The sequence below is a fragment of the Caulobacter sp. 05L422 genome, assembly GCF_056397765.1.
This window is the reverse complement of sequence record NZ_JBFTOB010000001.1, coordinates 378,257-397,690: the sequence shown is the minus strand read 5'-3', so window position 1 is coordinate 397,690 and position 19,434 is coordinate 378,257. Positions and strand designations below refer to the sequence as shown.

16 protein-coding genes are annotated in these 19,434 nt (G+C 69.2%); 2 read left to right on the top strand and 14 right to left on the bottom strand.

Features of this window, described 5'->3' with window-relative positions; all coding sequences use genetic code 11:
• Positions 1-79: 79 nt before the first annotated feature.
• The 3 genes from AC1DMQ_RS01680 to AC1DMQ_RS01670 all read right to left on the bottom strand — a co-directional run bounded on the left by AC1DMQ_RS01680 (position 80) and on the right by AC1DMQ_RS01670 (position 5,130).
• Complete coding sequence (locus AC1DMQ_RS01680; protein ID WP_477031817.1) at positions 80-2,107, bottom strand: tetratricopeptide repeat-containing sulfotransferase family protein; 2,028 nt, start codon at positions 2,105-2,107, stop codon at positions 80-82.
• Positions 2,108-2,300: 193 nt separating this feature from the next.
• Positions 2,301-3,590 carry an NAD(P)/FAD-dependent oxidoreductase gene (locus tag AC1DMQ_RS01675; RefSeq protein ID WP_477031816.1) on the bottom strand — a complete coding sequence of 430 codons (1,290 nt, stop codon included), beginning with the start codon at positions 3,588-3,590 and terminating at the stop codon, positions 2,301-2,303.
• 139 nt (positions 3,591-3,729) lie between these two features.
• Positions 3,730-5,130, bottom strand: coding sequence for a glutamine synthetase family protein (locus AC1DMQ_RS01670; RefSeq protein WP_477031815.1), 1,401 nt, complete (start codon positions 5,128-5,130; stop codon positions 3,730-3,732).
• A 106-nt stretch (positions 5,131-5,236) separates the two neighbouring features.
• On the opposite strand from AC1DMQ_RS01670, the gene AC1DMQ_RS01665 reads away from it, so the two are divergent.
• Entirely contained in the window at positions 5,237-5,467 is a 231-nt protein-coding gene (locus AC1DMQ_RS01665; protein WP_477031814.1) for a ribbon-helix-helix domain-containing protein, read from the top strand.
• Positions 5,464-5,787 (top strand): type II toxin-antitoxin system RelE/ParE family toxin, encoded by a 324-nt coding sequence (locus AC1DMQ_RS01660; protein WP_477031813.1) that lies wholly within the window; start codon positions 5,464-5,466, stop codon positions 5,785-5,787. Before AC1DMQ_RS01665 ends, AC1DMQ_RS01660 begins: the two co-directional genes overlap by 4 nt.
• A gap of 11 nt (positions 5,788-5,798) precedes the next feature.
• Here the strand turns inward: AC1DMQ_RS01660 and AC1DMQ_RS01655 are convergent, their stop codons facing one another.
• The 11 genes from AC1DMQ_RS01655 to AC1DMQ_RS01605 form a co-directional block, all read right to left on the bottom strand.
• Positions 5,799-7,202, bottom strand: a complete 1,404-nt coding sequence (locus AC1DMQ_RS01655) for an aspartate aminotransferase family protein (protein ID WP_477031812.1) — start codon at positions 7,200-7,202, stop codon at positions 5,799-5,801.
• A gap of 106 nt (positions 7,203-7,308) precedes the next feature.
• A complete protein-coding gene (locus AC1DMQ_RS01650; RefSeq protein WP_477031811.1) occupies positions 7,309-8,079 on the bottom strand; it encodes a gamma-glutamyl-gamma-aminobutyrate hydrolase family protein in 771 nt (256 codons plus the stop codon).
• 211 nt (positions 8,080-8,290) lie between these two features.
• The gene (locus tag AC1DMQ_RS01645) at positions 8,291-9,466 is read right to left on the bottom strand and encodes an ABC transporter ATP-binding protein (RefSeq protein ID WP_477031810.1); all 1,176 of its coding nucleotides are present in this window, start codon (positions 9,464-9,466) and stop codon (positions 8,291-8,293) included.
• Positions 9,450-10,304 (bottom strand): ABC transporter permease, encoded by an 855-nt coding sequence (locus AC1DMQ_RS01640; RefSeq protein WP_477031809.1) that lies wholly within the window; start codon positions 10,302-10,304, stop codon positions 9,450-9,452. The genes AC1DMQ_RS01645 and AC1DMQ_RS01640 overlap by 17 nt, the downstream gene beginning before the upstream one ends.
• Before the next feature lie 187 nt (positions 10,305-10,491).
• Positions 10,492-11,382 (bottom strand): ABC transporter permease, encoded by an 891-nt coding sequence (locus tag AC1DMQ_RS01635; RefSeq protein WP_477031808.1) that lies wholly within the window; start codon positions 11,380-11,382, stop codon positions 10,492-10,494.
• Positions 11,383-11,526: 144 nt separating this feature from the next.
• A complete protein-coding gene (locus tag AC1DMQ_RS01630) occupies positions 11,527-12,624 on the bottom strand; it encodes an ABC transporter substrate-binding protein (RefSeq protein ID WP_477031807.1) in 1,098 nt (365 codons plus the stop codon).
• 92 nt (positions 12,625-12,716) lie between these two features.
• On the bottom strand, positions 12,717-14,090 hold the full coding sequence (locus AC1DMQ_RS01625; RefSeq protein ID WP_477031806.1) for a glutamine synthetase family protein: 1,374 nt from the start codon (positions 14,088-14,090) through the stop codon (positions 12,717-12,719).
• Positions 14,091-14,098: 8 nt separating this feature from the next.
• Complete coding sequence (locus AC1DMQ_RS01620) at positions 14,099-15,466, bottom strand: aspartate aminotransferase family protein (RefSeq protein ID WP_477031805.1); 1,368 nt, start codon at positions 15,464-15,466, stop codon at positions 14,099-14,101.
• A 184-nt stretch (positions 15,467-15,650) separates the two neighbouring features.
• Entirely contained in the window at positions 15,651-17,096 is a 1,446-nt protein-coding gene (locus AC1DMQ_RS01615; RefSeq protein ID WP_477031804.1) for an NAD-dependent succinate-semialdehyde dehydrogenase, read from the bottom strand.
• 6 nt (positions 17,097-17,102) lie between these two features.
• Complete coding sequence (locus AC1DMQ_RS01610) at positions 17,103-18,590, bottom strand: aldehyde dehydrogenase (RefSeq protein ID WP_477031803.1); 1,488 nt, start codon at positions 18,588-18,590, stop codon at positions 17,103-17,105.
• A 154-nt stretch (positions 18,591-18,744) separates the two neighbouring features.
• Positions 18,745-19,425: a GntR family transcriptional regulator gene (locus tag AC1DMQ_RS01605; protein WP_477031802.1), complete on the bottom strand. Its 681-nt coding sequence runs from the start codon at positions 19,423-19,425 to the stop codon at positions 18,745-18,747.
• Positions 19,426-19,434 lie beyond the last annotated feature (9 nt).

Here is a 19,434-nt window from a genome sequence, read left to right as displayed (position 1 = left end):
GGTCCTCGCAAGGATCAAAATTCAAACAAACGTCAATTCGGCTGACTGTTGCAGAAATGGCAGGGTTCGAAGCGGGTGATCAAAATTCAGGCGCGGCGGGATATCGGGATAGGACCGGTCCCAGGGCGGTCTTGAGCGGGTCCAGCCACGACTCGTAGTTCTGCCAATGCTCGACCGCGTCCTTGAAGATGGGACGCCTGACCTGTTCAGAGCTTGCGGTGCGCACGGCCCGGTCGTTTTCGTGGAAATTCAGGCAAGATTCCTCGAACGGCAGGCCGCAATAGGCAAGCAGGGCGCGGATCTGCGCTTCCGGATCCTCGATCATCGATTCGTAGATCACCCGATGCACCCGCCCCGGCAGCACGGCGTCGAAATGGGCCATCAGCTCGACGTAGTCGGCGTAGTAGCGGCCGATGTCCTCCAGGCCGTAGCTGAAGGTCTGGCCGCGGGCGAAGTGCTGCTTGAAGCCCGAGAAGCAGCAGCCCATCGGGTGGCGCCGGGCGTCGATGATCTTGGCGTTGGGCAGCATCAGGGCGATCAGGCCGATGTGGGCGAAGTTGTTGGGCATCTTGTCGATGAACAACGGCCGGCCGGTCTTGCGCTGCACCCGCGTGCGGTCGAGGAACTCCTCCCCCAGCGCCTCGAGGTCCTCCGGGCCCAGGGTGGTCAGGATCTCGGGATAGGCGGACGGGTCGCGCGACGACTTGGCCCCGCCCAGCCGCTTGGCCATGGCGCCGACGTCGGGCAGCTCCATCGTGCCCTCGACCGCCGAGTGGCTGGCCAGGATCTGCTCGACCAGGGTCGAGCCGGCGCGGGGCAGGCCCAGGATGAAGATCGGGTCGGGGGCGGGGCAGCCCTGGCCGGCGCGCGAGGCGAACAGCTGCGCGGTCAGCGCCGCCTTGCTGCGCGCCACATGCTGCGTCATCACCGCCGGATCGTAGTGGACGTGGGCCCGCCGCTGGGCCGCGCCCTGGGCGTAGTGCTCGAACGACTCGGCGTAGCGGGCGGCGTCCTCGTGGGCCTTGCCCAGGGCGTAGTGCAGGTGGAAGCGGTCGTCCTCGGCCAGATCCTCGCGGGCCAGTTGGGCCTCCATGGCCGCCAGGTCCGCCGCGTCGAAGCGGTAGGTCTTCATGTTGGCCAGGCTCCACCAGGCCTCGCCCAGCGACGGGGCCTGGTCGACGGCCTTGCGGTAGGCGGCGGCGCAGTCGGCCGAGCGGCCGATGGTCTTCAGGGCATGGCCGTAGCTCATCCAGCCCTTGGGCTGCTGGGGATAGCGGGCCAGCACGTCCTCGTAGAGGGCGATGGCCTGGGCGTATTCGCCGATCCGCGCCAGGGCGGCGGCCTTCAGATTGAGGTGGGCCGGGTTGCGCGGGTCCTCGGCCAGCAGGCTGTCCAGCTGGTCCAGCGCCGCCTCGGACCGGCCCAGCCGGTAGAGCACGGTGGCCAGGTTCTGGCGCGCGGCGGTGAAGCCGGGGGCGATCTCCAGGCAGCGGACCAGCAGGGTCTCGGCCTCCTCCTGGCGGCCCAGCCGGGCGACGGCCTCGGCCAGCATGCGGATCGCCGCCGGCTCGTCGGGCCGGGTCTCCAGCAGGGCGCGCAGGGTCTTCTCGGCCTCGCCGGGCTTGCCGTCGACCAGGGCGGCGGCGGCGGCCATCAGGGCCGGGTCGCGGATCCCGCCCTTGATCTGCCGGGCCCGGGCGGCCTGGGCGCCGTCCTCGTCGCCGACCAACTCCAGGGCCTCGGCCAGGCCGCGCCAGGCCTCGGGCAGGTCGGGGTTCAGGGCCAGGGCGCGCTTGAACGCGGCGATGGCGGCCTGGGTCTGGCCGGCGGCGGCCAGGATCCAGCCGTGCTCCAGCTGGACCGGCGGCGACTGGACCAGGGCGCGGGCCATGGGATCGATCACCCGCAGGGCCTGCTGGAAGTCACCCGACAGCCGCAAGGCCGTCGCCAGAATGAGCACCGCCTCGGCGTGACGCGGCACGGCCTCCAGGATCGCGATGGCCTGCTCGGCGGCCAGGCGGGGGTCGCTGGCCAGCAGCCGCTGGGCATGGGCCAGGGCGGTGGCGACGCTGCCGGAGGGCTCGGTGGTGGTGGTCGTGGACGGCATGGGAGGATGGGATGGCTGAGGGCTGGGGAAGTCAATCGTTGGCGCCCTGCCCGCGAACACTTGCCCCCTACGGGTCGCTTCGCGACCGTCTTCCCCCACAGGGGGAAGAGGAGGCCGTGCGGCGGCAAGCCTCCGCCCCCTATGGGGGCGGACAGACGGCGAAACCGTCAGGTGGGGGCAAGTGGGTGAGCCACTAGAGTCGATCCCTAAGCGCGTACCAGCTCAACCCCGCCACCGTCAGCGGCCACCTCAGCAGCCGCCCCCCCGGGAACGGCGGCGTCGGCAGCCGCGACAGCAGCTCGACCCCCTCGCCCTCGCCCAGCGCCGCGTCGGCCAGCAGCTTGCCGAACCACGGCGCCAGCACCACGCCCTGCCCCGAATAGCCCGCCGCGATCCGCACGCCCGGCGCCAGCTCCCGCACGAACGGCGCGCGATGGACGGTGATGCCCAGGGTCCCGCCCCAGGCGTGGGTGACCTCCACATCCGCCAGGTCCGGATAGACCTGCAGCATGTGCCGCCGCACGAAGGCCTTCAGGTCCGGCGGGAAGCCCGGCCGGTAGTTCTCGCCGCCGCCGAAGATCAGCCGGCCGTCGGGGCTCTTGCGGAAATAGCTTACGACAAACCGGCTGTCGGCGACGGCGGCGTTGGAGCGGATGATCGTGTCGGCCCGCTCGCCCAGGGGCTCGGTCGCCAGGATGAAGTTGTTGATCGGCATCACCCGGGCGCGGGCCGCGCCGCCGACCAGTTCGTCCAGATAGCCGTCGCCGGTCAGGATCAGCTGGCCGCAGATCACGCGGCCTTGCGGGGTCTCCACGACGATCGACCCGCCCTCGCGACGCCAGGCCGTGGCGCGGGTCTGCTCGTGGATCACGGCTCCCGCCGCCATCGCCGCCCGGGCCATGCCCAGGGCCAGGTTCAGCGGATGCAGGTGGCCGCCGCCGTGGTCGACGAGGCCGCCGTGATAGACGTCGGTCCCCAGCTCATCGGCCAGGGCGTCCTCGCCGACCAGGGCAAGCTGGTCGTAGCCGTAGCGGTCCTGCATGAACGCGACATGGGCCGCGTCCTCGGCCTCGCCGCCGCGCTTGTGGCGGGCGTGGATCATGCCGGGTCGGAAGTCACAGGCGATCTGGTGCTCGGCGATCAGGCCCAGCAGATGGGCGCGGGCGTCCTGGCTCATCCTCCAGAGCCGCAGGGCGTCGTCGCGGCCGACCGCCTTCTCCAGCCAGGCCTGGTCGTTGCGCTGGCCCGTGTGGACCTGGCCGCCGTTGCGGCCGCTGCCGCCGGAGCCGACCTGGGCGGCTTCCAGGAGGACGACCGACACGCCGCGCGTGGCCAGTTCGAGCGCGGCGCCCAGCCCGGTGTAGCCGGCGCCGACGACGCAGACGTCGGCGCGGGTGTCCTGTTGGAGCCCAGGGAGCGTCGGGAAGGGCGTCGCGGTCTGGGCGTACCAGGAGGTGGCGGGGTGGCCTGCGTTGGAGAACACCTACTTGCCCCCACCTGGCGGCTGCGCCGCCTGTCCGCCCCCATAGGGGGCGGAGGACGGAGACACGCTTCCTCTTCCCCCTATGGGGGAAGACGACCGCGAAGCGGTCCGTAGGGGGCAAGCGTTCACCGCACCCACCTCACACATTCAGCAACAGGAACTCCCGCTCCCACGGGCTGATCGTGCGCATGAAGGTCTCGTACTCGGCCTGTTTCACCGTGGCGTAGGCGTTGCAGAAGGTGACCCCCAGGATGTCGACCAGCGGCTTGGCGGCCTCGAACAGGGCCACCGACTCCAGCAGGCTGCGCGGCAGCTCGATGCCTCGGATGTTGGCGTCGGTGTCGACCGGGGCCGAGGGGGTCAGGTTCTGGGTCATGCCCAGGTAACCCGCCGCCAGGGTCGCGGCGATCGCCAGGTACGGATTGGCGTCCGACGAGGGAATGCGGTTTTCCAGCCGCCGGTTGGCCGGGTCGGACGGCGGCACGCGCAGGCCGCAGGTGCGGTTGTCGTAGCCCCACTGGGTGTTGACCGGCGCCCCCGAGTCCCGCGCGATCCGGCGGTAGGAGTTCACGTACGGCGCCAGGATCGCCATGATCGCCGGCAGGTAGCGCTGCTGTCCCGCGATGAAGGCGTAGAACAGCGGCGTGGCCTCGCCGCTCTTGGGGTCCGAGAACAGGTTCTGGCCGTCCGTGTCGAGGATCGACTGGTGGATGTGCATGGCGCTGCCAGGCTCGGCGGCCATCGGCTTGGCCATGAAGGTGGCGTAGATCTCGTGCTCCAGCGCCACCTCGCGGATGGTGCGCTTGAACATGAACACCTGGTCGGCCAGCTCAAGAGGCGAGCCATGCCGCAGGTTGATCTCCATCTGGGCCACGCCGCTTTCGTGGATCAGGGTGTCGATCTCCAGGCCCTGGCGTTCCGAGTACTCGTACATGTCCTCGAACAGGGCGTCGAACTCGTTGACCGCCGCGATCGAGTAGCCCTGGCGGCCGGTTTCCGGACGGCCAGAGCGCCCAATCGGCGGCTTCAGCGGGTAGTCGGGGTCGGTGTTCTTCTCGACCAGGTAGAACTCGATCTCCGGGGCCACGATCGGGTCCCAGCCCTTTTCGCGGAACAGGGCCACCACCCGGCGCAGCACCTGGCGCGGGCTTTCCTCGACCGGACGGCCGTCGGGGTGGAAGGCGTCGTGGATCACCTGGGCGGTCGGATCCTGGGCCCAGGGCACCACGGCCAGGGTGGCCAGGTCGGGGGTCAGGAAGATGTCGGTGTCGGACTGCACCGAATTGACCGCTCCCTCGAACTCGGGGAAGTCGCCGGTGATGGTCTGGTAGAACACCGCCAGCGGCAGGTTCATCGACGGCGTGGCCAGGAACTTGCGCACCGGCATGATCTTGCCCCGCGCCACGCCGGCGAGATCCGGCACGACGCACTCGATCTCCTCGATGTTCTGCCGGGCGAACCAGTCCTTGGCGTCTTCAAGGGATGCGACCCCGCGGGTGGTCTTGGGGGCGGGCTTGGATTTCTTTTCTTTGTACTTCATGGGGCGCTCCTCGCGCTTTTCGAAGTTTAGGTGAGTTTGGCGACGTTCAGACGTCATCGCCGTCTGCGTAGTTGCCAAATTTTGCCAAAGAGCTCAGATTTCGGTCATGAGCACGATGAACATCTCGCTGCCGGAGGCCCTTAAGTCGTTCGTCGACGAGCGGGTCGATCAGGGCGGTTACAGCACCAGCAGCGAATACGTCCGCGCGCTGATCAGCAAGGATCAGGACCGGTTGCGTCTGCGAGGCCTCCTGCTCGACGGAGGGGCCTCCGCCCCCACCAACCCAATCAATCCGGCATATTTCGAAGCGCTGCGGGACCGCGTGCGCGAAGGATGATCGCCAAGCCGGTCATCCCGCGCGGGGCGGCCGAGCGGGATGTCGAAGACGCCCTCGCCTACTACCTGGACCAAGGCGCGCGACAGGCCGCGCTCGGCTTCATCGACGCCCTGGAACGGGTTTACAACCGCATTGGCGCTAACCCAGCCAGCGGCTCGCCGCGCTACGCTCATGAGCTGGACATACCCGGCTTGAGATCCTGCCTCTTGGAACGCTATCCCCACGTCGTTTTCTACGTCGAACGCGACGATCACATCGACATCTGGCGCGTGCTGCATGGGCAGCGCGATATTCCAACCTGGATGTCGGCCGAGAACTAGCGAAGCGCTGCTCACGCTGCCGCCTCCGGCTTCAACGCCCGCAGCACCGGCTCGGCCTCGTCCAGGGATTTGCGGATGATCCCCACCAGGTCGTCGATCTGGGCGTGGGTGATGATCAGGGGCGGGCAGCAGACGATGCTGTCGCGGATGGCGCGCACCATCAGGCCGTTGGCGATGCACAGGTCGCGCACGATCGGCCCGGCCTCGCCCTCCTTGTCGAGGAAGCGATGGTTGGTTCCCTTCTCGCGCACGATCTCGACCGCGCCGATCAGGCCCAGCGAACGGGTCTCGCCGACCAGCGGGTGGTCGTTCAGCGTGGCCAGGGCCTTGGCCAGATAGGGCCCGGTGTCGTCGCGGGTGCGCTCGACCAGGCCCTCGCGCTCGATGATCTCGATGTTCTTCAGCGCCACGGCGGCGGCGGTCGGGTGGCCCGAATAGGTGAAGCCGTGGATGAAATCGCCGCCCTTCTCCCGCAGCTCGGCGACGATGTGATCGGCCACGCCGACGGCCGAGATCGGCAGGTAGCCGGACGACAGGCCCTTGGCCATGGCGATCATGTCGGGCTTGATCCCGTAGTGCTGATGGCCGAACCACTGGCCCAGCCGCCCGAAGCCGCAGATCACCTCGTCGCAGACCAGCAGGATCCCGTACTTGCGGCACAGGGCCTCGACCGCCGGCCAGTAGCCGTCCGGCGGGATGATCACCCCGCCCGCCCCCTGCACCGGCTCGCCGATGAAGGCGGCGACATTCTCGGGGCCGACCTCGAGGATCTTGTCCTCGATTTCCTTCACGGCGCGGTCGCGGAAGGCGGCCGGATCCTCGCCGAAACCCTCGCCGAATTGGTAGGGCTGCATGACGTGGTGGACGCCGGGGATCGGCAGGTCGCCCTGGGCATGCATGTGCTTCATGCCGCCCAGCGAGACGCCGGCCACGGTCGAGCCGTGATAGGCGTTCCAGCGGCTGATGAAGGCGGTGCGGCTGGGCTGGCCCTTCAGCTTCCAGTAGTGGCGGGCCAGGCGGAAGACCGTGTCGTTGGCCTCCGAGCCCGACGAATTGTAGAAGACGTGGGTCAGATGGCCGCCCATCTTCTCGGCGATCTTGGCGGCCAGCTTCACCGGCGGCGGCGTCGCGGTCTTGAAGAAGGTGTTGTAGTAGGGCAGCTCCAGCATCTGGTCGTAGGCCGCCTTGGCCAGCTCGTCGCGGCCGTAGCCGACATTGACGCACCACAGCCCGGCCATGCCGTCGAGGATCTGGTGGCCCTCCCCGTCATGGATGTAGACGCCGTCGGCCCGGGTGATGATCCGGCTGCCGCCCAGCTCGGCCAGCACCTTGTGGTCGGCCTGGGCCGGCAGGTGGTGGGCCAGGTCCAGGCGCTTCAGCTCGGCGATGTCGTGGTTGCGGATCGGGACGGTCATCGGGGTACTCCTGGCGTTCTAGTTTCTTGTTTTGCTTTCGGTCCGTCTTCCCGGCGAAGGCGGGACTTCACCTGGGCCCCGGCCTTCGCGGGAAGACGGGATAGAGCTAGGCGGGCGGGCGCAGCCCTTCGCCCCGCAGCGCCCGCCCGAACACCTGGAAGAACGCCTGGCTCTGCGGGTTGCGCTCAGTCTTCCATTCGGGGTGCCACTGGACGGCCAGGACGGGCGCGCCGTTGATCTTGGCCGACACCGCCTCGACCACGCCGTCGGGCGCGCGGGCCTCGACCAGCAGGCCCTCGCCCAGGCGGTCGACGCCCTGGTAGTGCACGGAATTGACGGTCGCGGCCTCGGCGTTGAAGGCCTGGGCCAGCACGCCGCCGGGAGTCAGGTCGACGCGGTGCTCGTGGTCGAACATGCCGTTGAAGTCGACCTCGTCGGGGGCGTGGTGGGCGATCAGCTCGTCGGCCCCCACTCCTCCTCCATGACCCATGTCCCGCCGCAGCGTGCCGCCGAACGCGACGTTGATCTCCTGGAAGCCCCGGCAGACGCCGAACACCGGGCGGCCCAGGTCCAGCATCGCCTTGATCAGGTCGGCGGTCATGGTGTCGCGCGCCGCGTCGAACGGGCCGGGGGCGTCGGCGACGTCCTGGCCGTAGAGGGCGGGGTCCATGTTCGAGGGGCTGCCGGTCAGCATCAGGCCGTCCAGGCGGGCGGCGACCTCGGAGGCCTTCATCAGCTCGGGCATCGACGGTACCAGCAGGGCCGCGGCGTCGGCGTAGCGCATGGCGCTGGCGACGTAGCGGTTCATCACCGCCTGGGCGGGCTCGATCCCGACGGTGCGGGTGCAGCAGATGATCCCGGCGACGGGGCGGGTCATAACTTGCCCCCTACGGACCGCAGTCCCTCCCCCTGTGGGGGAGGCGATCGCGTAGCGATCGGAGGGGGGAGTTGTCGGATCGAAGATCGCAGACCCGGCCAGTTGCCGATCACGCCCCCCTCCGTCGCCCTTCGGGCGACACCTCCCCCACGGGGGGAGGGACTTGGCGTGCGCAGCCGCCAGGTGGGGGCAAGGGGGTGAGCCATTGTCATCAGCTCAACAACACCGCCGGCGAGCACGCATGCCAGCCCAGCCACACGGCCTCGCCCAGCTTGAAGTCCTCCTGGTCCCAGCGCGTCAGGTTCGGGCGCGTGACCTTCACCCGCCGGCCGCTCTTGATCTCCACCTCGTAGACGCTCGTCCCGCCCAGATAGGCCTCGTGCTTGATCACCCCGGCCACCGCGTTCTGGCCCAGCGGACAGTCGCCCATGTTGGGCGGCGGCGCGCCTTCGGGGCGCTTGTGCAGCTCGATCTTCTCGGGCCGCAGGGCGGCCCAGACCGTGCCGCCGCGCGCGCCGGTGACGCCGTGATCGAGGAAGATGTCGCAGTCCAGGTCGGGCGATTTCACCACCGCGTGGCTGGGCTCGTCGACGGCCAGCACGCCCTCGAACAGGTTCACGCTGCCGATGAAGTCGGCCACGAAGCGGCTGTTGGGAAACTCGTAGAGGTCGCTGGGACCGGCCACCTGCTGCAGCACGCCGCGGTTCATCACCGCGCAGCGGCTGGCCAGCGCCAGGGCCTCGTCCTGGTCGTGGGTGACCATGATGAAGGTGATGCCGACCTTCTCCTGCAGGGTGCACAGCTCGGTGCGCATCTGGTCGCGCAGCTTGGCGTCCAGGGCCGACAGCGGCTCGTCGAGCAGCAACACGCGGGGCCGTTTCACAAGAGCTCGCGCCAGGGCGACGCGTTGCCGCTGGCCGCCGGACAGCTGGTCGGGCCGGCGCTGGGCCAGGCCGTGCAGCTGGACGAGATCCAGCGCCTCCTCGACCCGCTTGTCGCGCTCGGCCTTGCTCACCCGGTCGACCTTCAGGCCGTAGGCGACGTTGTCGTGCACGCTCATGTGCGGGAATACGGCGTAGGACTGGAACACCATGTTCACGGGCCGCTTGTTGGGCGGCACGGTCGAGACGTCCTGGCCGTCGATCAGGATGCGGCCCTCGGTCGGCGTCTCGAACCCGGCCAGCATCCGCAGCAGGGTGGTCTTGCCGCAGCCCGACGGTCCCAGCAGCGAGAAGAACTCGCCCTCCTGGATGCTGAGCGAGACGTTGTCGACGGCCACCATCTTGCCGAAGCGCTTGGTGACGTTCTCGAAGGTGATGATGGGTTGGTTGGTCACCCTCGGGTCCCCCTGGTGATGGTGTGCGACGCGGTCATGCCTTGTCCCCATGCCCGCCGGCCACGCCCGCCGGGTCGCCCTGCAGCTTCAGCGCCACGGCGGTCAGGATCACGGTCAGCACGATCAGGATGGTCGAGGCCGCGTTGACCTCGGGCGTCACCGAGAACCGCACCATCGAATAGACCTTCACCGGGAAGGTCACGGTGTCGGGCCCCGCCGTGAAGAAGGTGATCACGAAGTCGTCCAGGCTGAGCGTGAAGGCCAGCAGGGCGCCGGCCACCAGCGAGGGGGCCATGTGCGGCAGGATCACGTCCTTGATCGTGCGCCACTCGCCGGCCCCCAGGTCGCGGGCCGCCTCCTCCATCTCGCGGTTGAAGCTGGCCATCCGGGCACGGACCACCACCGCCACGAACGGGAACGAGAACGAGACGTGGGCGATGGTGATGGCCCCCAGGTTCAGCGGCCAGGGCAGGCCCACGGGCCAGGGCAGGACCTTGGCGAAGAACACCAGCATGGCCACGCCCATGCAGATCTCGGGCACCACGATCGGCAGGGCCAGGGCGCCGTCCAGCACCGTCTTGCCCGGGAAGCGGAACCGCCACAGCACCAGGGCGACCATGGCGCCCAGCGCCACGCTCAGCACCGTGCACAGGGCCGCGATGGTCAGGCTGTTGGCGAAGGCCTCGATCAGCCCATCGTTGTTCAGGGCCTTTTCGTAATATTTGAGGGTGAAGCCCTTCCAGACGATGTTGCGCCGGCTGTCGTTGAAGCTGAAGGCCATCAGGGCGATCAGCGGCGCGTAGAGGAAGATCCCAACCGCCGCCAGCCAGGCCTGCATCTGCCAGCGGCGGAGGTATTCGAGGGGGCCGGGGGCACTGCGCTTGGTCATGCGAAACCTCCCCGAGCGACGCAGCTCAGGCCCTCCCCCTGTGGGGGAGGCGGCCGAAGGCCGGTGGGGGGAGTTTTAGGGTCGAGGATCCGGGGCGCGGTCGTCTGCCGAACACTCCCCCCTCCGATCGCTGCGCGATCGCCTCCCCCACAGGGGGAGGGCCTAGAGGGGCGCGGCTTCAAGACGCTCATGCCTGAGCCCCCTTCTTGCCGCGCGACAGCAGCGCCTGCACCGCGATCGCCACGAAGGTCAGGTACATCAGCAGGAACGACAGGGCCGCGCCGAAGGGCCAGTCGTTGGCGCGCTTGAATTGGCGCTCGATGACGTTGGCGATCATCTGGCTGTCGGGGCCGCCCAGCAGGTCGGGGGTCAGATAGGCCCCCAGGGCCGGGATGAAGGTGATCAGGACGCCCGAGGCGATGCCCGGCAGGGCCAGCGGCACCACCACCTTGAACAGGGTGCGCATGTGCCCGGCGCCCAGGTCGAGGCTGGCCTCCAGCAGCGACTTGTCCAGCCGGTCCAGCGCCGAATACAGCGGCAGCACCATGAACGGCAGGTGGACGTAGACCAGGCCGACGATCACCGCGAAATTGGTGTGCATCATCTCCAGCGGCTGGAACGGCTGGAGCGGCATGATCTTGGCCGCCAGGTCCCAGACCGCCTCCAGGCCCTTGTTGATGTAGCCCTCGTTGCGCAGCACCGCGATCAGGGCGTAGGTGCGGATCAAGAGGTTCGTCCAGAACGGCAGCATGATCAGCAGCAGCAGCCAGGTCTTGGCCTTCTGCGAGGCGAAGGTGATGGCCAGGGCCACCGGGAAGCCGATCACCAGGCAAAGGCCGGTGGTCAGGGCCGCCACCCCGGCCGATTTCAGGAAGATCTTCAGGTACAGCGGCTCGATCGCCCGGGCGTAGTTCTTGAACGTGCCGGTGATGGCGATCTGGGTCAGGCCCTCGTTGTGGCCGAAGCTGTAGGCCCAGACGATGGCCAGCGGGACCAGGAAGAACAGCACCAGCCACACCAGCGGCGCGCTGAGCGCCGTGGCGAAGACGGACTTTGCCTGTTTCCAGCTCTGCTCCATCGCGTGGTCCCCTTTCTCAGTTCCTCCCCCTATGGGGGAGGCGGCCCGAATGGGCCGGTGGGGGGAGCGGACCCACCTCGGCCAACTCCCCCCTCCGTCGCCTTCGGCGACACCTCCCCCACAGGGGGAGGGCCTTCAGCCCGACTAAGCCGCCCGCACCCGGGTGATGACTTCCTCGTACAGGCTGGCCTTCTCGGCCCCCTCGAACGCCCCGTACTCGCACTTGGCCAGGATCGCGGCCGGCGGGAAGATCACGGGGTTGTCCTTGTATTCCGGCGGCATCAGCGCCTTCGCGGCCGCGTTCGGCGTCGGGTAGAGGATCGTCTTGGAGATCTCGGCCCCGGCCTTGGCGTCCAGCAGGTAGTTGATGAACTTGTGCGCGTTGTCCGGACGCGGCGCGCCCTTGGGGATGCACAGGGTGTCGGAGTTCAGCAGCGAGCCTTCCTTCGGGATCACGAAGTCCAGGTCCGGGTTCTCCTTCATCGCCTGGGCGATGTCGCCGTTGTACTCCAGCACCAGGTCCACATCGCCGGCCAGCAGCATGTCCTGGCCGTTGTCGTCGTGGAACGCCTTCACATAGGGCTTCTGGCGGATCAGCATCTTCTCGATCTCGGTGACGAGCTCGGGCGGGATGTTGTTGACGCTGTGGCCCTTGTACTTGGCGGCCAAGCGGATCAGGTCGGCGCTTTCCGACAGCAGGGCGATGCGGCCGTTATACTCGGCGCTGTCGAACAGGTACTTCCAGCTGTCGGGGACGCCCTTCACCTTCTTCTTGTTGTAGCCGATGCCCAGCACCAGCCAGGTGTAGGGCATCGAGTACTTCCGGCCCTTGTCGTAGTCGGGGTCGAGGAAGGCCGGGTCGATGTTCTTGATGTTGGGGATCTTGGCGTGGTCCAGCACCTCCAGCATGCCGGCCTGGCTCATGCGGGTGACGAACTCGTTGGACGGCACGATCACGTCGTAGCCGGCGTTGCCCGCCTTCAGCTTGGCGAACAGTTCGTCGTTGGTCGCGAACAGGCTCATGTTCACGTCGACGCCGGTGGCCTTCTTGAAGTCGTCCAGCGTCGTGTCGCCGATATAGGTGTCCCAGTTGTAGAAGTTCAGCTTGGCTTCCTCGCCGCCGGCCGTCTTGGCGGCCTCGCCGGCGGGCTTCTGGCCGCAGGCGGTGAAGCTGATGCCGATGGCCGCGGCGCCCATGGCCGTCAGCAGCGAGCGGCGGGTGCCGAGAATGCGGTTCGTCATGGCGTCAAAACTCCCCTTGGTTTGTTCCGTGACGCATCAGGCCCCTGCCCTCCGCGCCGTTCAACTCAAGCCGTACTCCCAGCGCCCCGCCGTCAGGCGTTGCGCAGATACCAGTCATAATCCAGCTGCGTGACCACCTCGCCGAAGCGCGCCTGCTCGGTGCGCTTGACCGAGACGAACATCTCCACGAACCGCTCGCCCAGATAGTCGCGCAGCACGTCGCTGGCCTCGAACAGGTTGACCGCCGCGCACCAATCGGTGGGCAGGCGGATCTTCTCCTTGGCCGCGGCTGCGTAGCCGTCGCCGACCACCGCCGGGCCCGGATCGATCCTGTTGCTGATCCCGTGGTGGGCGCAGGCCAGCAGCGCGGCCAGCACCAGGTACGGATTGGCGTCGGCCCCGGCCACGCGGTGCTCCACATGGCGGGTCGGCGGCGGACCGGCCGGCACGCGCAGGCTGACCGTGCGGTTGTTGACGCCCCAGGTCGGGGCGACGGGCGCGTAGCTGTTGGCCTTGAAGCGGCGATAGCTGTTGGCGTTGGGCGCCAGGATGGCCATGCAGTCGGCCATCAGCGCCTTCATGCCGCCGATCGCGTGCCTGAGCAGGGGCGAGCCTTCGAGGTCGTCGGCCGCGCACAGGTTGTTCCCCGCCGCGTCGTTGAAGCTGACATGCACGTGGAAGCCGTTGCCGGCCTGGTCGGCCCAGGGCTTGGCCATGAAGGTGGCCTCGCAGCCGTGCTTCAGGGCCACGCCCTTGGCGGCCCGCTTGTAGCGCAGGGCGTCGTCGGCGGCTTCCAGGGCGTCGGGCTTGTGCTTGAGCGTCAGCTCCACCTGCCCCGGAGCGAACTCCGAGATCGCGCCCTCCAGCGGCACGCCCAGCACGTCGCAGACGTCCCACAACTCGCGCAGGAACGGGGCGTGGGCCTCCAGCTCGGGCAGGCCGTAGACCTGGATGCCGTGCGGCCGCTCGCCGGTCTGGTGGGAGCGGGCCGGCAGCAGCTCGCCGCCCGGGCCGCGCACCTGGTCGACCAGGTAGTATTCCAGCTCGCAGGCCGCGACCGGCGTCAGGCCGTCGGCGGCGAAGCGGTCCAGCACGCGCTTGAGCACATGACGCGGATCCAGGTCGTTGGCCGCGCCGTCCAGCTCGTACAGCGACAGCATGACCTGGGCCATGTCCGGCCCCAGCCAGGGCGCCAGGGTCAGGGTTCCGGGCACGGGCCTCGCCCGGCGGTCGGCGTCGCCGTCCTCCCAGACCAGGCCGGTGTCCTCGCAGTCGGCGCCGTTGGTGTCGACCACCAGGATCGAGCCGGGCAGGAAACGGCCGTAGTCGTAGACCGCCTGCAGCTCGTGGACCCGCAGCCGCTTGCCGCGCGGCACCCCGGTCATGCTGGTGAAGAACACGTCGACGTACTTCACCTGCGGATGGGCGGCAAGGAAGTCGCGGCATTCCTGGGGGTCGGCGACCATGGCAGTACTCATAAACTCAGTCCCTCGAGCGCCGCCGCGAACCCGTCGACCGCCGCGACCAGGCGGTCGATGGCGGCGTCCTCGGTCATCGGCGACACCAGCATCATGGTGTGGAAGGGCGCGATCAGCACCCCTCGGTTGATCAGCCACAGATGAAGCGCGGACAGCAGGTCCGGGTCCAGCGCCTCGCGCATGGCGGCGGCGTTTTTCGGCGGCGAGGGGGCGAAGACCAGCTCGACCCGCGCCCCGACATGGACCACCGACCAGGGCAGGCCGCGCACGGCGATCATCCCGCGCAGCGCCTCCATCAGCCGCTCGGCGCCGGCCAGCATCCGCGCGTAGGCGGCGTCGGTCATCACCTCGGCCAGCATGGCCCGCATGGCCGCCAGGGCCAGGGCGTTGCCCGACAGGGTGGTGCCGATGCCCGACTGGCCTGGTCCGACGCGGGCGGCGGCGACGTCCATCCGTTCGGACAGCTCGGCGGTCACGCCCCAGACCGCGGCCGGCACGCCGCCGGCGATGGCCTTGCCGACCACCAGCATGTCGGGCTCCAGCCCATGGGCGCGGGCATAGCCGCCGGGAGCGGTCGAGATCGTGTGGGTCTCGTCGATGACCAGCAGCGTCCCGGCCTGGCGGGTCAGGTCGCGCATCACCTGCAGGAAGCCCGGCTGGGGCAGGATCATCCCGCAATTGGTCATGGCCGGCTCGGCCAGCAGGGCCGCGACGTCGCCGGGGGCCAGGGCGGCGGCCAGGGCCTCGGGGTCGTTGAACGGCACGACGCGGGTGGTGGCGGTGTGGTCGTGGACCTGGCCCAGCAGGCCGGGTTTCATCACCGGGACGCCGTCCTTCAGCGTCACGAACGCGTCGTCGACCATGCCGTGGTAGCAGCCGTCGAACACCAGGATCACCGGGCGCTCGGTCACGGCGCGCGCCCAGCGGATGGCGGCGCGGTTGGCGTCGCTGGCGGTGGTCGCCATCTGCCACAGCGGCAGGCCGAAGCGCTCGGCCAGCAGCCGGCCGACGATCACCGCCCCGGCCGTGGGCAGCATGAAGCCGGTCCCGCGCCGGGCCTGGTCGGCGATGGCCCGGGCGACCGCCTCCTGGCCGTGGCCGAACATGGCCGGCGTGTCGGCCAGGCAGAAGTCGTCGTACAGCTTGCCGTCGACGTCGGTGATCTGGGCTCCGACGCCCTGGGCCGCGAAGATCGGACACGGACTGGCCCAGTCGGTCATCCAGTGCATCGGCGCCCCGCCCCGCCAGACGTCGGCCGACTGCCGCGACATCGCGCACGAGCGCGGGTGCTCGGCGACGAAGCGGCGCAGCTCGTCCTGGATCAGGTCGGCGAGGATCGGGGCGTTGGCGGGTTTGGGGGTCATGCCACCCCTACCCCAACAAACCCCATTTCAACCGTCATCCCGGGCCTTGTGCCCGGGACCCTTCGTTCAGCTGACGGTGAAGCGCATTGGCGCGCCAGCGCGCCACCCAACTGCACCTGCGGCGGACAGAGGGGTCCCGGGCACAAGGCCCAGGATGACGGCGGTGAGGTTAAGCAGGTGGAGGTCATCCAGAAACCCCGCCAAAGCACAGGTACTTCGTCTCCAGATACTCGTCCAAGCCCTCGGAAGACCCCTCCCGCCCAAGCCCGGAATCCTTCACCCCGCCGAACGGCGCCACCTCGGTGGAGATGATGCCCTCGTTGATCCCGACCATCCCCGCCTCGATGGCCTCGGCCACCCGCCAGCAACGGCCGACGTCGCGGCTGTAGAAGTAGGAGGCCAGGCCGAACGGCGTGGCGTTGGCCAATGCGATGGCTTCGGCCTCGGTCTCGAACTTCACGATCGGCGCGACCGGGCCGAAGATCTCTTCCTGGAACAGGCGCATGTCGGGCGTCGCGCCAATCAGCACCGTGGGCTGCCAGAACAGGCCGCCCAGTTCGTGACGCTCGCCGCCGACCGTGGCCTTGGCGCCTTGCTCCACGGCTTCACGCACCAGCTTCTCGACCTTGGCGATGGCCTTGTCGTTGATCAGGGGGCCGATGGTCACGCCCTCGCCGGTCCCCGGCCCCACCTTCATCGCCGCGACCTTCTCGGTCAGCCTTGCGACGAACGCGTCGTGGATGCCCGACTGGACGATCAGCCGGTTGGCGCAGACGCAGGTCTGGCCGGTGTTGCGGTACTTGCTGGCGATGGCCCCGTCGACGGCGGCCTCCAGGTCGGCGTCGTCGAAGACGATGAACGGCGCGTTGCCGCCCAGCTCCAGAGACAGCTTCTTCATGGTGCCGGCGCACTGGGCGTAGAGCGTCTTGCCCACCGGGGTCGAGCCGGTGAACGACAGCTTGCGCACCCGCGCGTCGTCGCACAGGGCCTTGCCGATGGCGCTGGAGTCCTTGCCGGTCACGACGTTCAGCACGCCGGCCGGCACGCCGGCCTCCACCGCCAGCCGGGCGATGGCCAGGGCGCACAACGGGGTCTCGGCCGCCGGCTTGACCACCACGGTGCAGCCGCTGGCCAGGGCCGGGCCGACCTTGCGGGTGATCATGGCGATCGGGAAATTCCACGGCGCGATGGCCGCGCAGACTCCCACGGGTTGCTTGATCGACATCAGGCGCTTGCCCGGCATCGGCGACGGGATCGAGTGGCCATAGGCGCGCTTGGCCTCGTCCGCGAACCAGTCGATGAACGCCGCGCCGTACGACACCTCGCCCCGCGACTCCGCCAGCGGCTTGCCCTGTTCGGCGGTCATCAGCCGGGCCAGGGCCTCGGCGTGGGCCAGGATCAGGTCGGACCATTTGCGCAGGATCGCCCCGCGCTCCTTGGCCGTCTTGGCGGCCCAGGCCGGGAAGGCGCGATGGGCGGCCTCGATGGCGACCTTGGTCTCGGACGCGCCGAGGTCCGCGACCCGCGTGATCACCGTCCCGTCGGCCGGGTTCAGCACCTCGAAGGTGGTTTCGCTCTCGATCCAGAGGCCGTCGATGAAGGCGGCGGTTTCGACGAGTTCAAGGGTCATGTCAGGCTACCTCAGCGTCACGGACACCGACTTCAGGTCGGCGTACTTGTGCAACGCGTGAAGGCTGCGGTCGCGACCGAAACCCGACTGCTTGAAGCCCCCGAACGGCATGGTGATGTCGCAGGCGTCCCAGCCGTTGATCCACACCAGCCCGGCCTTCAGCTGGCGCGCCGAGGTCAGGGCGCGGTTGATGTCCGACGTCCACAGGCCGGCGGCCAGGCCGTAGACGGTGTCGTTGGCCAGGCGGACCGCCTCGTCCTGGTCCTTGAAGGTCTGCACGCCCAGCACCGGCCCGAACACCTCCTCGCGGGCCAGGGTGTGGTCCGCCGCCAACCCGTCGAAGATGGTCGGCTCGACATAGAAGCCGCCTGTGTCCTGGCGCACCCGCTTGCCGCCCAGCACGCGGCGATTGCCCTGGCTGTCGGCGGTGGCGATGTAGTCGAGCGCGGTGTTCATCTGCCGCTCGCTGACCATCGCCCCGAAGTTGGTCTCTGGATCCAGCGGATCGCCGGGGACCATGGTCCTGGCCACAGCGATCACCTTCTCGAGGAAGGCGTCCTTGATGCCGTCCTGCACCAGCAGGCGCGAGGCGGCGGTGCAGACCTCGCCCTGGTTATAGAACACGCCCCAGGCGGCGGCCTCGGCGGCGGCGTCCAGGTCGGGACAGTCGGCGAAGACGATCTGGGGCGACTTGCCGCCCAGCTCCAGCGACACGCGCTTGAGGTTGCTGCGCGCCGAATATTCCATCAGCCGCCGGCCCACCGGACCCGAGCCGGTGAAGGCGATCATGTCGACGTCCATCGACAGGGCCAGGGCCTCGCCGGCGACGCCGCCCAACCCGGGGATCACGTTCAGCACCCCTGCCGGGAGCCCAGCTTCAAGGGCCAGCTCGCCCAGCTTCAGCGCCGTCAGCGGCGACTGCTCGGCGGGCTTCAACACGACGGAGTTGCCCATGGCCAGGGCCGGGGCGACCTTCCACATCGCCATGTGCAGCGGGAAGTTCCACGGCACGATCGCGCCGATCACCCCCAGCGGTTCCTGCACGGCCCACGACAGGCGGTCGATCGGCGAGGCGCCGACCTCGCCATAGATCTTGTCCAGCGCCTCGGCGTACCAGCGGGTGGTGCCGATCGACAGCGGGACGTCGACCGCCCGGGCGTCGCGGATCGGCTTGCCGGTGTCCAGGCTCTCCAGCAGGGCCAGGTCCTCGGCGTCGCGCTCCATCAGCTCGGCCAGCCTGAACAGCACCGCCTTCTTGGCGCGCGGGCCCTGGTCGCGCCAGCGGCCGTCCTCGAAGGCGGCGCGGGCCGAGGCGACGGCGCGGTCGACGTCGACGGCCTGGCAGGCGGCGACCTGGTTGATCACCGTCCCGTCGCGCGGCGAGACATTGTGGAACGTCGCCCCCGACGCCGCATCGACCAACGCGCCGTCGATCACCGCCCGCCCGGGCAGCGACAGGCTCTTGAGGGCGTCAAAGATCGAGGGGGCGGTCAAGCGGGGTCTCTCTGAAAACTGTGATCACAGTTTGCGTCGGGTGGGCGACTGTCAAGGTCGGGCGGTGCTCGACGTACGGGGCGCCCAAGCGGCGGGCGCCGCTGAACGGACTGGGGACAGGCGCATGCGCCTGTCCCCAACCGAGCGCTCCCCCTCACCGCCCCTCCTCCACCGCGACCCGCATCTTGTCCATGCCCTCGGACAAGTCCGCCGCGATGGCCCGGCGGGCGCCTTCGACGTCATGGAGCTTCAGGGCCTCCACCGCCTCGACGTGACGATCCGCCACGAGTCCGTCGGCGCCGATCCGGCCGAACACCACGCGCATGAACGGCCCGATCTGCAGCCACAGGCCGTTGGCCATGGCCAGCAGCACCTCGGCGTCGGCGCGTTCGTAGATGGCGAAGTGGAAGTCGTGGTTGGCGGTCATGTAGGCGTCGACGTCGCCCAGCTTCAGGGCGTCGTCGACGGCGGCGTCCAGCTCGCGCAGGCGCTTGACCAGGGCGGCGTCGACATGGGGCGCGGCGCGGGCCGCCAGCTCGGGCTCGATCCACAGCCGGGCCACCGACAGCTGCTCCAGCCGGGCCCCGGTCAGCGACGGCACGCTCAATCGCTTGTTGGCCGGATTGATCGCCAGGGCCCGCTCGGCCACCAGCCGCCGCACGGCGTCGCGCACCGGCATCGGCGACACGCCCAGCTCGGCGGCCAGGCTGCGCAGACTGACCCCGACGCCCGGCGCGATGCGGCCGGTGATCAGGGCCTGGCGGATGGCCTCGTAGACCTGGTCGTGGACGGCCTGGCTGTCGGCGAGGGGTTTGCGGGGTTTTGGCTCAGACACGCTGCCTTC